The following is a 16232-nucleotide window of genomic DNA, read 5'->3' as shown; positions in this document are numbered from 1 at the left end:
AAATATCCTTGAGGTGATAATAATGAACGAAGTATTAAAAATAAATAATATTGAAAAATATTATGGAAATAAAGGGAATATAGTTAAAGCAATTGATGACATAAGCTTTTCAGTAAAAAAAGGTGAATTTGTAGGGGTAATGGGACCATCAGGATCAGGTAAGACAACATTACTAAATTTAATAGCTACAATAGATGATGTCAGTTCAGGAAATATTTATTTAGATGGAAAAGATATAACAGAGCTAAATCAAAAAAATATAGCAAGGTTTAGAAGAGAAAATTTAGGATTTATATTTCAAGATTTTAATTTATTAGATACATTGACAATTCATGAAAATATAGCTTTAGCACTAACAATAAATAAAACTAAAAAAAGTGATATAGACAAGATTGTGTTGGAGGTTGCAAAGGAGCTTGGAATAGAGGATTTACTTTCAAAATATCCTTATGAAATATCTGGTGGACAAAAGCAAAGAACTGCTTGTGCAAGAGCATTAGTAACAAATCCTAAGCTTATATTAGCTGATGAACCTACAGGAGCACTAGATTCAAAATCAGCTCAAATGCTAATAGAGATGATATCAAGTTTAAATAAGAATTTAGATGCAACCATATTAATGGTAACTCACGATTCCTTTACTGCTAGTTATTGTGACAGAATATTATTTATTAAAGATGGAAAAATATTTACAGAATTATTAAAAGGTGAAAACACACGTAGACAGTTCTTTAATAAAATATTAGATGTAGTAGCATTATTAGGTGGTGATGTTAGAGATGTACGCTAAATTAGCTAAAAGTAATGCGAAAAAATCTATTAAGGATTACTTAATTTATTTTATAACGATAACAATATGTGTAAGTTTGTTTTATGCAATCACATCGCTTTCTAGTTCAAGTTATGAATTAATCACTGAGGAATCTTATAATTTTAAAGCCTTAAATTTAATATTAAAATATTCAACTTATATAATTACAGCTATTCTTATTTTACTTGTAGCTTATGTAAACAAATATATGATAAGAAGACGAAAAAGAGAATTTGCAACCTATGTATTACTTGGAGCAGAACAAAAAAGTGTAGCTTTGATGTTTTTTATTGAAACTATTGTAATTGGAATTTTAGCAATAATATCTGGGATATTTGTAGGGACTTTATTTTCACAAGTAATTACAGCAATAATCTTAATAAGTGCTAAACAAGAAGTAGTTTTTAATTTAAGATTGTATATGGATACAGTTTTAATTACTTTTATATTTTTTATAGCTATATTTTGTATAATAGGAGTGCATAACGTTATAGTTTTAAGAAAAATAAAGCTAATAGATATGTTAAATGCACATAAGCAAGTAGAATTCAAATTTAAGAGAAGTGGCAAAGTGTATAGTGTAATATTTATACTAGCTATTATTTTATACGTTATTTGTGGCAGCTGTACTATTAAATTAATGAATTCAAAAATTGACTATAGTGTAAGAATGCTTATGTATATAGGTATTTCTCTAATTACTTTCATACTTGGAACTTATGCGTTATTCTATTCAATTGCTTATATAATGATTTATATAAAAAATAAGTGGACTAACTTTAAATATGAAGGAACAAATTTATTTTTAATAGGATCAATAGTATCTAAAATAAAGACAGCACCAATATTAATGGCTACAATATCAATGACTTTTTTAGGGGCTATGATTAGTTTTATAATAACTCTTGTAATGGCTCAATGGGCACTTGGATATTTAGATATGAGGGTTCCTTATGATATAGATATAAGGAATAATTATACTACAAGTCTTTTAGAACAAGCTAATATAAATGATGTACAAGAACTACCCCAATTAGATTATATAGAGATAATAGATTACTTAAAGGATAAGGGATATGATGCAGATAGTTATTGCCAGGTAGAAAAATATATTGTAAAAGCAGATGAAAATAGTGAATCAACTTTAGCAATTAGATTAAGTGACTTTAATCAACTAAGAAGTATGTTAGGATATGAAGAAATAGAGTTAAAGGATAATGAGTTTACCACTCAATGGTATAGTGCCGTAACTGATGAAGAAATAAACAATTATATTAAAAATCACTCTACTTTTAATATTGATGGTGAAGTTTTAAAAATAAGTGAAAAATCAAATTATAAAGAATCTATTGGAGAAGGTTTTTATAGTCCATTTTCAGATAGTATTATGATTTTACCAGATGAAATATGTGATAATCTTGAATTTTTAGAAACTAATTTTGTAGCTAATATTAATAGTGAAATGAGTTATGAAGAGGCTAATGAATTCCAAAACAACTACGTAAATGAGTGGTTTAGAAAAAATAATTCTAAATTCGTAGAAAAGTATAGTAATGAATGGGATATAACATATAGGGTAATTGATACAAGTGTTAAATCGTTAGAGACTAATAATATTTTAGTTACAACTTTAGCTATGAGAATCCTCGGCATATATTTAGGTGTGGTACTACTTATGATAAGTTTAACTGTTTTATCATTAAGTCAACTAGCTGAGTCTATTGAACATAAAGATAGATTTAATATACTTAGAAAATTAGGTGTTGAGGATAAGGAGATAAGTAAGATAATATTAAAGCAAATTTCAATATATTTTATAGTTCCTATTGCTATAGCAATGATTGGAGTTGCAATATTTATATATAATTTTTATATTTTTTATAAAGATATAATTACAGTGTTTGTAGGAGAAAAAATATTTATTTTAAGTATAAGCTTTGGTATTGTTTTAATGCTTATTGTTTATTTAAGTTATTTTTTAGGAACATACTATACATTTAAAAGAAATGTTAATAATTAAAACAAATAGGAATTGAAAGTTTACTAAACTACTAAGCGTAAAAGTTCAACTTTTAAACTAGGTTTATGTTGACAAAGAAAAAAACAAGCATATAATAATAAATAAGAATTGAATTGTTAAAGCTTTGAAGAGAAAGAGTAGAATTAATAGAGTTATAAAGAGAGGTCCTGGTTGGTGAGAAGGACATAACGAGTTAATTTGAATACGTCTCTGAGCAGCACTCCGAAAGATTACAACCAGTAGGCAGATGTCGGATTCGCACCCGTTATAGTGCTAGGGTATAACCAAAGTATCTTATTTGGCGTACCTGAAGAGGTTGTTAGTGTGAGTTAACAATGAAATTAGGTGGTAACACGTGAGTTTTATGCTCTCGTCCTTTTAGTAGGACGGGGGCTTTTTTATATTTAAAAATATACGCGCGGATTTTTAAGTATAGAGAAAGTTATGAGTTACTATAAGTGAGGTTCTAAATTTCACCCACAGGGCGCACATGTAATTTAGGTAACCGAACTTAACTGAAAATCCAAATTTATGATTTGGTAGATTGAAGTTACACTGGAAGTGTACACCTACGAATGTATATGAGTAGTGTGTTTCCTTATAAAATTATATAAGAAAACAAAGAAAATTTTGGAGGAATAAAGATGATTAATATAGATGAACAAATAAAGATAATAAGCAAAGGTGTAGATGAAATAATAGGACTTGAAGAATTAAAGGAGAAATTAAAAAGTAAAAAAGAGTTAGTAGTTAAATTAGGATTAGATCCAAGTGCTCCAGATATTCATTTAGGTCATACTGTAGTTTTAAGAAAACTAAAGCAAATACAGGATTTAGGACACAAGGTAGTTATAATAATTGGAGATTTTACAGGGAAGATAGGAGATCCAACAGGGAAATCAAAGGCTAGAAAGCCGTTAACAACAGAACAAGTACTTGAAAATGCAAAAACTTATGAGACGCAAATATTTAAGATACTTGATAGAGATAAAACAGAAGTTAAGTTTAATAGTGAATGGCTATCTAAGATGACTTTTGAAGAAGTAATAAAACTAGCTGCAAAATCTACAGTTGCAAGAATGCTAGAAAGAGAGGATTTTAAAAAGAGATACGAAAGTAATATGTCCATATCTCTTCATGAGTTTTTCTATCCATTAATGCAAGGATTTGATTCAGTAGAGATTAAAGCTGATATTGAAATGGGAGGAACTGACCAAAGATTTAATGTTTTAATGGGAAGAATGCTTCAAAAAGAATTTGGGCAAGAGCCACAATCAATAATAATTATGCCATTATTAGAAGGTCTTGATGGTGAAAATAAGATGAGCAAAAGCTTAGGAAACTACATTGGCATAGATGAGGATGCAGCAATTATGTTTGAAAAAGCTATGACTATACCAGATAACTTAATAATTAAATACTTTGAATTAGTTGCAGATATTCATCCAGATGTAGTTGAAAAGATAAAGAAGGATCTTGAAGAAGATAAAGTAAATCCTAGAGATGTGAAAATTTCTTTAGCTAAAGAAATAGTAGAGTTATACCATGGAAGAGAAGAAGCGACAGCTGCAGAAGAAAGGTTTAGAAAGGTCTTTCAAAAAGGAGAAATTCCTGAAGATATAAAAACTGTAGAAGTTAACTCAGGTGATTTTAATTTAGCCGATATAGTTTTAGAGAATAAGTTAGTTCCAAGCAAAAAAGAATTTAGAAGGTTAATCGACCAAGGTGGAGTCAAAGTAAATGGGGAAAGAATAAATAATATTGATGAGGTTTTACTAGTACCTGAACTTATAATTCAAATTGGAAAGAAGAAGTTTATTAAAATAATTATAAATTAAAAAATGGTGGCTTTATGCCACCATTTTTTATGCGCTAGACCATATTTTCCCATTCTTCATAAAGGTTAGCTATTTCTTCTTCTAAATCTTTAATCTCATTATTTACTCTTTGGCTTTCTGTTGGATTAGAGTAAATTTCTTCTAAGCAAAGATCTTCTTGAAGCTTAACTAATTGGTCTTCTTTTTCAGCTATTGTTTTTTCGATATTTTTTAATTTAAGCTGCATAGACTTAGCTTCTTTTTCAGCTTCTCTTTTCTTTTTCTTATCTTCTTTAATTTGAGTTTTAGTTTTTCCATTAGCTATCTCTTCGTAATCTTCAAATCTACTTGGGTTAAGCTTCTTTTCTTGATAGTAATTATAGTTACCAAGATACTCAGTTACACCATCTTCATTAAGCTCTAAAATTCTTCCAATTACTTTATTCAAGAAATATCTATCATGGGAAATTATCATTAATGTTCCATCATATTCCAATATAGCGTCTTCTAAAGCTTCTCTAGAAATAATATCAAGGTGGTTAGTAGGTTCATCCATTAGTAATAGGTTAGATTTAGAAAGCATAAGCTTTAATAAATTAATTCTACACTTTTCACCGCCACTTAGAGTATTTATAACTTTAAATACATCATCACCTGTAAATAGGAAAGATGCTAGAGCATTTCTAAGCTTTGTTGTAGTCATATTAGGAAAAGCATCCCATACTTCATCTAAAATTGTTTTATTTAAATCTAAGTCAGATTGTTCTTGGTCATAGTAACCAACATTAACGTTAGTTCCAAGAACTTTAACTCCAGTATCAGCTTCAACAACATCCATTATTATTTTGAATAGGGTAGTTTTACCTCTACCATTTTCACCTATTAAAGCTATTTTTTCACCGCGTTTTAGATCCATATTAAGATTTTTAAACAGTACTTTATCACCATAAGCTTTACTCATTTTTTCAATGTGAAGTACATCGTATCCACTTTTTATTGAAGCTTCAAATTTAATTTTAGAACCTTCTTTTTCATGAGTAGGAGCATCTATTCTCTCCATTTTATCTAAAGCTTTTTCTCTACTCTCAGCGGCTCTTATACTTTTTTCTCTGTTAAACGAACGGAACTTTTCAATTATAGCTTCTTGTCTTTTTATTTCTGCTTGCTGAAGGTTGTAAGCTTTTAACTTAGCCTCATAGTTTTTCTTTCTTAATTCAATAAACTTAGTATAAGGAACGTTATAACATTCAACCTCACCATTTATTACTTCAAAAGTATTGTTAGTAACTGAATCTAAGAAGAATCTATCATGGGAAATTACTAAGACTGTACCTTTATAAGTTTTCATATACTCTTCTAGCCAAGCTATAGCTTCTAAATCAAGGTGGTTAGTAGGTTCATCTAGAAGTAATATATCTGGTTTTCTTAATAATAGCTTACAAAGAGCTACTCTAGTTTTTTGTCCACCACTTAAAGTATTTATATCTTTATAAAAATCATTTTCAGTAAACCCAAGACCTTTTAATACTCTAGATATTTCACCTTTATATACGTATCCACCTTTATGAGAATAAATATCTTGAAGTGTAGTATAATCTTTAATTAACTTTTCATGATATTCTGCTTTAGATTCATCATAAGGCTCATTCATTTTTATTTCTAATGTAGATAATTTATTTTCTATGTTAATAAGCTCATCAAATACAGAAAGTGTTTCTTCGTAGATATTTTTATCTGTATCTAAATTAAGATTCTGAGATAAGTACCCAAGAGTTTTATTTTTATCTATAAAAATTTCTCCAGAGTCTTGAGATAATTCTTTACATATTATCTTAAATAGAGTCGATTTACCTTCACCGTTAGCTCCGATAATACCAACCTTATCACCTTCATTTATTGAAAATGTAACTTTTTTAAGTACATCTCTAATTCCATAACTTTTACATATATCTTTACAACTTAAAACTATCATATTCTCCTCCATATCCCGAAGTTTCCATATAATTATACTATTAACATTATGTTTATTCAAATAGGAGAAAAAATTACAGGAAGGTATTGGGGAGTTTATATCAAGTGGGGAATACTTATATTAAAAATGTTAATTATAGTTGACAAAATTCCAAGTTTAATTGCTAGAAAGCACTTTATATTTCAAGTATACTTTAGATACAAGTAAGCTCAGAATAATTGAAAGGTGTGTGATTATTATGTCATTAGGTGATAAATTACTAGATTTACGCAAAAAAGCAGGGTTATCTCAAGAAGATGTTGCTGATAAATTAGGTGTATCAAGGCAAACAGTGAGCAAATGGGAAATGGACCAAACAATTCCTGAGTTAATTAAGGTCAAGTTGTTAAGCCAACTATATAATGTAAGTTATGACTATCTTATAAATGAAAGTAATCTTAGTGGTGATATTACAAGTATAGAAATGATAGTGGATGAAATTGACTGGACTAGTGCATGGAGCAAGAAGTATCCAATTTTAGCATCTTATCAAGGTATGCAAGGAATAAACAGTTATTGTGAAAAAATATCTCAGTTGTATGATGATTGTAAAAATGAGTTCAATTTTAATGATGAGGATACTGCTTTGGTTTTAAAGGATATTCTTTATCAAAAATTTAAAATATCAAAAAAACGAAGCAAAATAAAATAAAGTTTAGTTTTCTCATTATTTTAAATGTATAATTGAAATATTGTTCTAATTGTTAAATTTAAATTTGTAGAATAGATAAATATTAAAAATTTGAAGGACAGTAGATGGCTATCTACTGTCCTTTGAAATCTAAAAACCACAGAATATTAATATTTCTATCTCTCATCCTCAACAAACAAGTATCCAAGAGGCGGTTTGCCGTCAAATACGCCTATAACATAGATTGTATAAAGCTTTCCACCTTCTAGTGTTAAGTCTTTTAGATTTTTGTTTACAGCTGTTCCACCAGAGAACTCAACTACAAAGTTATATATTCCAGGAGAAGTTGTATAGTAGCCTGTTGTTTCTAAGTATTCAACAGAATTAAAAAGTTGAGTTCCATTAGGTAAATTTAGATTAAGTAGTGGGGCAGTTTGTGAAAGATTCATAAATCTTAAATAACTAGAATTAGGGGAAACTGCAATTGGAGCATCTCTTAATTTAAATAGAAATAATCCGCCTAATGTAACTACAGAAATAGTATAATTAGCACTTGGTGCTAGTTGAACATTCTGTGTAGCTAATGGAGTATCATAGAATCCTGATCTATATATTTGAAGTTCATAAGTTCCAGGAGTTAAACTTAAATAGGTAGATATTGAACTAAAGGATAGATTTGATACTAGTAAACTTCCATTAGCATAAACATCTACATTAGGAGCATTTGGCACTGCGTGAAGCACTCTAAAACCAGAGTTAACGTTAGGTGCATTTACTCTTAGATAAGTCATAATATCACCTTCCTTTATACTCAAGAGTAAGTTTAATTATATTTTTTATTAGTAACTTAGCTATAGGATACGGAATTCTGTAAGCTTTCATAGTAGCTAATACGACAGAATTATTTTCTTCTATCTTTTTAAATATTTCCTCTACATCATCCTCTTTGCTGTCACCTCGACAACCATCAGATAATTGAATATCTTCAAATGAGAAATTTCTTAAAATATCTAAAGGGTTTATTAAGTTAGTATCGTAATTATCATTTAGCCTAGGTTTATTATAGGAATACAAATCTTCTGAATTCACCTCTGATGGATATTCAAGTTGGCTAGAATTGCTTGGCAAATTACTAGGAACATTTTGTGTAGTATTTGAATTAATAGTATTTTTAGGATTATTCATCTCTGTTTTTTCAATATCAGGAATATTTGAAGGGTATGGAGTTGATGGTACAATGTTTGTCATATTATCTGTATTCATTGCTGGATTCATCATGTTGATTGATGGAGCAGGAAAGCACATATACATTGTCCCATTACTCATAGGGCCTCCAGTAATATTAGGAGTAGGAAAATTCGCAGGCTTAAGAGCATCTTGAATATTCATAGGAGCAAAAGTTAAATCATTATCTTTTTTGTTTTTTGGGTTTTTATTTGAATCCATTTATATCCTCCAAGTATAATTTATTACCAATATATGTCTATTTTGGGACATATGTTACTTTATAGAATATGATGTAAGGAGGCAATTTAGTACGATAAAAAGAACACTAAATTACTTATAAGAATAGAATGTAGGGGGAGGGATTGTTATGCATAAAGCTAGTATGGAAAAGATAAGAGATTTATTTGTAGGGATAGATAGAAAAGTTACAGTTGAAGGAAGAGGCAAAATTGTTCCTATAAATTTTGATAATGCAGCTACCACTCCGGCATTTAAAAGAGTGTTGAAAAGAGTAATAGAATGTAGTGAAATGTATGGATCAATAGCTAGAGGTGATGGGCAAAAATCGCAATTTTGTAGTGATACTTATGAGGAATGCCGAAAGTATATAATGAATTATTTTAATGCACCTCAAGATTTATATACAGCTATTTTTACAGACAATACTACAATGGGGATAAATAGATTATCCAATATATTAATTAAAGATAGAGACGATGTTGTTATTACAACTAGAATGGAACATCACTCAAACGATTTGCCTTGGAGAGGAAAATGCAACTTAAAATATTTAGAAGTGGACGACAATGGAAGAGTAAAAATAGATGACCTTGAAGAAATGCTAATAAAATATTGTGGGAAGGTAAAGTATGTTACTATAAGTGGTGCATCTAATGTTACTGGATATTTAAATGATATAAGAAGAGCAGCAAGACTTGCTCATAAATATGGAGCCCATATAATTGTTGATGGAGCTCAGTTAGTAGCTCATAAGAAGATATCCATGCTTGGAGTGAAAAGTGATGAAAATATAGATTATTTAGTGTTTTCAGCACATAAGATGTATGCTCCCTTTGGTAGTGGGGCAATAATTGGCCTGAAGAAAACTTTTAATTATTATCCTCCTGATATTCTAGGAGGAGGAATAGTATATATGGTTAGGGATGATGGTCAGGTTTATTTAGATACTCCAGAGAAAAATGAACCGGGAACACCTAATTTTTTTGGTGCAGTAGCTATGGCGCAAGCTATAAAGGATATGGAAACAATAGGATTTAGGACAATAGAAGAAAATGAGAAAAATATATTTTCAAGATTATTACAAGGTATGAAAAGTATAGACAATATTCGTTTATACGGAGATTGTAAAAATATAGATGATAGGTTAGGAATAATGGTATTTAATATAGATGGAATGAGCTATGAAGAGGTTGGAGAAAGACTTGCTAATATAAGAGGTATTGCAGTTAGGCAAGGAGGTTTCTGTGCACATCCATATACAAGGAGATTATTAGGAATTAATGATAAAGACCTTGATGAATATATAGGTAAGAATGGAATTCCAGGGATGGTTAGAGTAAGTCTTGGAATATATAATACCGAAAAAGAAGTAGATATTTTCTTAGATACTATAGAGTATATATGTAGAAGGTATTTACCTAAAAATAAATAAAAAGGTAAAATGCTTAATGATGCCATGGGTGTAGCTATCATTAAGCATTTATTTTTATTTATTAAACACCTTAAAATTAGGCATAGGTGACTGAGTTAAAATTGATGGAAGTGATGATACAAGCGGAGCCAGGTATTCAATAGCTTCTTCAGTTATACCATTACCTTCTTCGTTAATCCATTCCTTAGGGAAGTATTTAACATTATTAGCTATTTTATCAGCTTCCACTAAGAAATATGAGCTTGAGTAAGGAACATTTGATTCTCTTTTTATAGCAACCATATATCCACTATGCCCCATATTAGCATACTTTAATGCTTCATAACCAGCCTGATGAGCTTCTTCTAAATCTAAGCTTGAAGCACAGTGCATAGCGCATCTTTGAAGAACTCCAAGTTCTAAAGCTTTAACTCTTTTTGTAATTCCAGATTGAATTATTAAATTCTTTAAATACATACCAACTCCACCAAGTTGAGCATGTCCAAATTTATCGTGAGCTTGTGAAGATGTTTCAGCAACAAATGTACCATCAGCAGTTCTAATTCCTTCAGATACAACTATGTATACTTGATTTTGTTCTTCAAATTTTAGTTTTACATCATGTAAAAACTTATCTACATCAAAAGCAGATTCAGGTAAGTATATAAAATCAGCAACTTGTTTACCGTTAAGCTTAGCTAAAGCAGATGATGCTGCAAGCCATCCAGTATCACGCCCCATAGTTTCTACAATAAATATTCCGTTATTTATGTATACTGATGAATCTAAGTATGTTTCAAGAACTGTTGTTGCAATAAACTTTGCAGCTGATCCAAAACCAGGAGTATGATCTGTATACATTAAATCATTATCTATAGTTTTTGGAATACCTATAAATTTAATATCTAGACCTGTTTCTTTAGCGTACTTACCAAGTTTTGCAGTAGTGTCCATTGAATCATTTCCACCAACATAAAAGAAAGCTTTTATATCATTAGCCTTTAAAATTTCTAATAGTTTATCATATTCCTCTGTTGATTCTTCTAACTTTTTCATTTTATATCTGCAAGAACCTAACCCAGATGAAGGAGTATATCTAAATGAGTTAATCTCTTCATCACTAAAGCTAGATAGCTCTATGATATTTCCATTAAGTATACCTTCTATTCCGTTTAAACCAGCATAAACTTTATCAAAAATCTTTAAATCTTTATTAGCATCTACTAATCCAACAACACTAGAGTTAATTACAGATGTAGGACCACCAGATTGAGCTATGATACAATTTGCCATTATGTTACTCCCCTTTATGTGAAATTTAAAAATAATTATAAAATATATTAAATGTGATACACAATTTAGTCATTATTTAAAATACAATATATACTATACAATAAAAAGTATGAAAAATAAAGTGGTAATTAATAAATTCTAATAATTAAATAATATAATTCATATGTAAAGAAAATTATTAATACAATTATATAGAAGTAAGTTGCTAATTAGGAGAGTGGATATGGATTTAAGACATTTAATTATTATTGGAATAGCTTTAGCTATGGATGCATTAGGTGTTACATTAAGTATAGGTTTAAACCCTAGAGTTAGAAGAGATAGTAAGATAAAATATATAATTTCCTTTGGTTTTTTTCAGTTTTTATTTTTCTTTTTAGGTGGAGTATTTGGATATTTATTTGAGAGATATGTAGTTGCAATACCTAATATAATAGGAGGAATAGCTATTGGAATTGTTGGAATTATGATGTTTAAAGAAGGAGTTGAGTCTGAGGAGAAGGATGATGAATTACTACTTAAAAAAGGGATGCCAATAATTCTAGGAATATCTGTTAGCATAGATGCACTTGTTATTGGGTTTACAGCATCACATAGAGCTTGCATATGCCTCCTTATGGTATTAAATGCAGTTATGATTGGATTAATAACATTGCTAATTTGTACAACAGGATTTTTCTTATGTAGGTATATAAGAAGGCTTGACTTCGTAACTAGATATGCAGATTTTTTAGGTGGGATAATATTGATTATTTTTGCTATTAAAATGATATTCTTTTAATTTGATAAATGATAATATTTAAAAGGTATAAACTTGAAAATTAAAACTAAGTTTATATCTTTTTTTATTTATAAAAAATTATTTATAATGGGAGCGGATTAATACTGTTATCCATCTAATAAGTATAAAACTTAGCTAGGTAATAATTTTAGGAGGAAAAATGGAGTTAATATCACTTTTCAATTATAAGAAAAAGTCAAATGTAGCAAAAGCTAAAAATGGTGATAAAGAAGCTTTTATTGAGCTTATTAATGAAAATAGATTAAATATATATAGGGTAGCTAAAGGCATATTAAAAAATGAATATGACATTGAAGATGCTATACAAAATACAGTTATAAAAGCTTTTGAAAAAATATCAACTTTGAAAAATGATGATTTTTTTAGAACTTGGATAATAAGGATTTTAATTAATGAATGTAATGATATATTAAGAAAAAATAAGAGAGTAGTGTCTTTACAGGATAGTATAGAAAAAGAAAAGTATGATGATAAATATAAAAATATGGATTTAATAAATGCAGTAAAATCATTAAACGAGGATTTAAGAAATATTACAGTACTTTATTATTTTGAAGATATGAGTACTGTAGAAATTGCTAAAACTTTAGAAATTCCAGAGGGAACTGTAAGATCGAGACTTTCAAGAGCAAGAGAAAAGCTTAGAGAAAGGATGAAGGAGGTATAAGTTTTATGGATAGAAATGATAATGAATTTGATAAAGAAGTAAAAGAGAGGCTAAAGGAAGAAGTTAATTTTGTTCCAGATAATATTAATAAAGCCTTTGATGAAGCATTACTGAAAGTACAAGCTACAAAGAAAAAGAGAAATTACAAAAAGATAGCAGGTATAGTATCTATATTTTTAAGTGCAGGATTATTTGGTTTTTCTGTAACACCATATGCAAAAAATATTCCAGTATTAAGAAATATATATGAAACCTTTAATAGAAAAACTTATGAAAATTATGATAAATATGCATCAGATATAAATATAACTAAGGAAAGTAACGGTATTGGAATAACGATTAATAAAGTTATTTACGATGGTATAGATTTGGAAATTTTTTATACAGTAGAGGGGGATAAAATAATAAATAAAAAGCTTAATAGTATATACTTTCATAATGAAAGTTTTAAGGTTAATGGAGAGGAACTTTTTATTGGCGGGATTGGTTCTGCTAAATATGATGAAGAAGGAAAGGTATATGTAGGAAGTAGCAATTATCTTATTAATTCGGGCAATATGCTGCCGACAAATTATAAAGGAGATATTATTGAGGTTCCAGATGAATTTATTCTTACTTTAGAAATAAATGAAATAAGCTTAGTCGAAAATGGAAGTATAAAAGGGGATTGGAACTTTGATATTCCTGTAAGTAACGAGAAGCTTAAAAATGGAGTAAGTGAAATAGAGATAAATGCTGATTTAAGCAGTATTCAAGAAGGGCTTATTTTAGAAGATGTTATTTTAACTCCAATAAATACAGCTATCTTAGGAAGAACTGATTATGATGGTTATAATTTTTTAGATTATTTAATTATAGACGATAAAGGTAGAACTCTTGAAAATAAAGCTTCAGCTTATAGAAATGAAAATACAGAAAGTAGATATGGTAATATATTTATGAGAAGATATAAGGAAATATATGAAGATACAGAAAGCATTACAATAATTCCTAATATACATGTTATTTCTAATCCACCTAGTGATTATGAAGAGAGTCCTAATGATATAAAATGGGAAGCGCCTCAAGAAATCAAGGTTCCATTAAACTTAGATGGAGAAACTATTATTAAAACTAAGTATGGGGAAGAGTATGGAACTATTACAAAAGTTGAAGTTAAAGAAGATAAGACATTAGTATATTATAAGCCTACAATAGGTATTTATAGAGATTTAAAAATGATAGTAGAAGATGAAAATGAATTAAATATAAGTTATCCAGTAGATGATTATTATAGAAATGAAGAATCAACTACTAAATACAACGCTGAAACAGGTGAGTTTGTAATTGAGTTTCACAAGGCTCTAGTTGAAGGAAAATATTCAATTACTTATTTAGATAATTCAAGAAATGATATATATCTATTTGATAAAGCTATTAAAGTAGATGTTAAATAATAGTTTCAAAATATAAAAAAGTATCAAAATAGCCACCATAACTAACGTATATGATGGCTATTTTTTATGCTTTAAAATGTTGAAATTAAAGGTGTATTTCTTTGTTTATAAACATTATTAATAATAGCAATAGATAAAATATTTATTAATAGTTGGCTTCCACCGTAGCTTATAAAAGGCATATTAACACTAAGTATAGGTGATAGTGAAAGATTTGCTAAGATACTTAGTAAAAATTGCACTGCAAATAGTGAACAAATTCCACTAACTAATAGTTTGCCATAACTATCTTTAGTATTAGCTCCAATAAACCCAATCCTAATAATAAATCCTAGAATTACAGCTAATAAGATTATTCCGGCTATCCAACCAAAGCTATAAATAATTGATGTAAACACAAAGTCTGTATGTGCCTCAGGAAGAGTAATTGAAGTAAGATTATTACCTTGACCTAAAATTCCAGCAGAAAGATTTAATGAAGACAATTGATTATATATCCATCCAGCTCCTGATGGATCCTTACTAGGATTTGAAAAAGCAAAAAATCGTTCTATTCTATATGCTTCACTTAATAAAAAGGCTAAAAAAATTGCAAATAAACTTGAAATAGTTAGTATTAAGTATCTAACTTTAAAACCAGATATAATCATTATTGTAAAAGCACTTAATAAATATATACTTGCATTAGATAATGAAGGTGTAATAATAAATATTAAGGAAGGTGCTATTAATAATAAAATACCAATAAAGCAATGCTTTTTGCTATTCCAATTATAATTATCAAAAATACCAGAAAGAGCTACTACTAAAAGTAAAGTGTTTATAGTTAATAAATTAAATGAGAAATTCCCTATTTGAATATAACCTATAACCCCGTTAACAGGAGAGGAGATAAAAGTAGTTAATATCATTAATAATATTGAAAAAGCATAAATAAACTTTGAGTATTTTTTTAGTTTTCTATAATCTAATTTTACAAATAATAACGATATAGCAATACTTATTATTAAATAAACAAAAGATTTACCTAAAAGATTTGGATAGTATTCCAAAGAGTTCATAGGAGAATTTTTTTGAACAAAACCCAATGTGAACATTCCAAAGAAAACTAATATAGCTGTTATTACTAAAAGTAACAAATCAGAGTTTGTTTTATGAGCTTTATTTAAATCATCTCCTATAACTTCGGAAGAGCCCATCTGTAAAATAGCTTGCTTTATGGCATCGTCTTTGGACATACCTTTATCTAAGCAATCTTCTATAATATCATCAAAGTGACACAACAGTTCTACTTTTATTAACTTATGAACCTTTTTATTTTTAACACGACTACACACATCATCTATATAATTATCAATTTTTTTATTTCCTATTGCAGACATAATTCACCCTCCCATAACACATTATTCACTGTAGAGCTGAATAGCTTCCACTCTTTTTCTTTTTCAAGAAGCACTTTTTTACCAGCGTCTGTTATCTTATAATACTTTCTTTTTCTGTTACCGTTACTAGAATCCCAATAAGCTTCAATATAATTTTCATTTTCTAAACTATGAAGTATAGGATAAAGAGTACCTTCCTTAAAAGAAAATATATTTTTTGATCTTTCTTCCATTTCTTTAATCATTTCATAACCATACATATCTTTGCGATTAAGAAGACTTAATATTAGTACTGTTGTACTACCTTTTAAAAGTTCTTTGTTAATTTTCATAAATTCACCTCTTTACATAGTAATACGATACATAGTATATCTAGGTATAATTATATAACTATTAACTTATAATATGCAATATGTTAGAAAGAAATTAGATATAAAAATTAAACTATTAGAAATACTGTATTATTTTAAAGTGGATATACGAC

At 28.4% G+C, this 16232-nt stretch carries 14 protein-coding genes and 1 other annotated feature; of the genes, 8 read left to right on the top strand and 6 right to left on the bottom strand.

Annotated elements, in window-relative coordinates:
- The first annotated feature begins 22 nt into the window (after positions 1 to 22).
- The 3 genes from H8S20_RS08645 to tyrS all read left to right on the top strand — a co-directional run bounded on the left by H8S20_RS08645 (position 23) and on the right by tyrS (position 4669).
- Complete coding sequence (locus H8S20_RS08645; protein ID WP_186859867.1) at positions 23 to 790, top strand: ABC transporter ATP-binding protein; 768 nt, start codon at positions 23 to 25, stop codon at positions 788 to 790.
- Positions 780 to 2831: an FtsX-like permease family protein gene (locus H8S20_RS08640; protein WP_186859866.1), complete on the top strand. Its 2052-nt coding sequence runs from the start codon at positions 780 to 782 to the stop codon at positions 2829 to 2831. The genes H8S20_RS08645 and H8S20_RS08640 overlap by 11 nt, the downstream gene beginning before the upstream one ends.
- Positions 2832 to 2946: 115 nt before the next feature.
- Positions 2947 to 3212, top strand: a binding site (T-box leader).
- Between the two features lie 263 nt (positions 3213 to 3475).
- Positions 3476 to 4669 (top strand): tyrosine--tRNA ligase, encoded by a 1194-nt coding sequence (tyrS, locus tag H8S20_RS08635; RefSeq protein WP_186859865.1) that lies wholly within the window; start codon positions 3476 to 3478, stop codon positions 4667 to 4669.
- A gap of 34 nt (positions 4670 to 4703) precedes the next feature.
- Here the strand turns inward: tyrS and abc-f are convergent, their stop codons facing one another.
- On the bottom strand, positions 4704 to 6620 hold the full coding sequence (gene abc-f, locus H8S20_RS08630) for a ribosomal protection-like ABC-F family protein (protein WP_186859864.1): 1917 nt from the start codon (positions 6618 to 6620) through the stop codon (positions 4704 to 4706).
- 238 nt (positions 6621 to 6858) lie between these two features.
- Between abc-f and H8S20_RS08625 the strand changes: the two genes are divergently transcribed.
- Positions 6859 to 7311 (top strand): helix-turn-helix domain-containing protein, encoded by a 453-nt coding sequence (locus H8S20_RS08625; protein WP_032117655.1) that lies wholly within the window; start codon positions 6859 to 6861, stop codon positions 7309 to 7311.
- Between the two features lie 155 nt (positions 7312 to 7466).
- On the opposite strand, the gene H8S20_RS08620 is transcribed toward H8S20_RS08625, so the two are convergent.
- Positions 7467 to 8081, bottom strand: a complete 615-nt coding sequence (locus H8S20_RS08620) for a DUF4397 domain-containing protein (protein WP_032117656.1) — start codon at positions 8079 to 8081, stop codon at positions 7467 to 7469.
- Between the two features lie 4 nt (positions 8082 to 8085).
- A complete protein-coding gene (locus H8S20_RS08615) occupies positions 8086 to 8736 on the bottom strand; it encodes a hypothetical protein (protein ID WP_186859863.1) in 651 nt (216 codons plus the stop codon).
- 148 nt (positions 8737 to 8884) lie between these two features.
- Between H8S20_RS08615 and H8S20_RS08610 the strand changes: the two genes are divergently transcribed.
- Positions 8885 to 10189 carry an aminotransferase class V-fold PLP-dependent enzyme gene (locus H8S20_RS08610; protein WP_032117657.1) on the top strand — a complete coding sequence of 435 codons (1305 nt, stop codon included), beginning with the start codon at positions 8885 to 8887 and terminating at the stop codon, positions 10187 to 10189.
- Positions 10190 to 10243: 54 nt separating this feature from the next.
- On the opposite strand, the gene H8S20_RS08605 is transcribed toward H8S20_RS08610, so the two are convergent.
- Entirely contained in the window at positions 10244 to 11461 is a 1218-nt protein-coding gene (locus H8S20_RS08605) for a 6-phosphofructokinase (RefSeq protein ID WP_032117658.1), read from the bottom strand.
- Positions 11462 to 11684: 223 nt separating this feature from the next.
- Here H8S20_RS08605 and H8S20_RS08600 point away from each other — a divergent pair, with 223 nt between their 5' ends.
- The 3 genes from H8S20_RS08600 to H8S20_RS08590 all read left to right on the top strand — a co-directional run bounded on the left by H8S20_RS08600 (position 11685) and on the right by H8S20_RS08590 (position 14366).
- Positions 11685 to 12242: a manganese efflux pump MntP gene (locus H8S20_RS08600; RefSeq protein ID WP_032117659.1), complete on the top strand. Its 558-nt coding sequence runs from the start codon at positions 11685 to 11687 to the stop codon at positions 12240 to 12242.
- Between the two features lie 160 nt (positions 12243 to 12402).
- Positions 12403 to 12930, top strand: a complete 528-nt coding sequence (locus H8S20_RS08595) for an RNA polymerase sigma factor (RefSeq protein WP_186859862.1) — start codon at positions 12403 to 12405, stop codon at positions 12928 to 12930.
- 5 nt (positions 12931 to 12935) lie between these two features.
- Complete coding sequence (locus tag H8S20_RS08590) at positions 12936 to 14366, top strand: DUF4179 domain-containing protein (protein ID WP_186859861.1); 1431 nt, start codon at positions 12936 to 12938, stop codon at positions 14364 to 14366.
- A gap of 71 nt (positions 14367 to 14437) precedes the next feature.
- On the opposite strand, the gene H8S20_RS08585 is transcribed toward H8S20_RS08590, so the two are convergent.
- Positions 14438 to 15748, bottom strand: coding sequence for an FtsW/RodA/SpoVE family cell cycle protein (locus tag H8S20_RS08585; protein WP_186859860.1), 1311 nt, complete (start codon positions 15746 to 15748; stop codon positions 14438 to 14440).
- Entirely contained in the window at positions 15736 to 16080 is a 345-nt protein-coding gene (locus H8S20_RS08580; protein WP_032117663.1) for a PadR family transcriptional regulator, read from the bottom strand. The genes H8S20_RS08585 and H8S20_RS08580 overlap by 13 nt, the downstream gene beginning before the upstream one ends.
- Between the last annotated feature and the right edge of the window lie 152 nt (positions 16081 to 16232).

Origin of the sequence: Clostridium hominis (genome assembly GCF_014287825.1) — a bacterium.
In the GTDB taxonomy this organism is placed as follows: Bacteria; Bacillota; Clostridia; order Clostridiales; family Clostridiaceae; genus Clostridium; species Clostridium hominis.
Note: the sequence above shows the minus strand (reverse complement) of the source record. Positions and strands in the feature narration are given on the sequence as shown.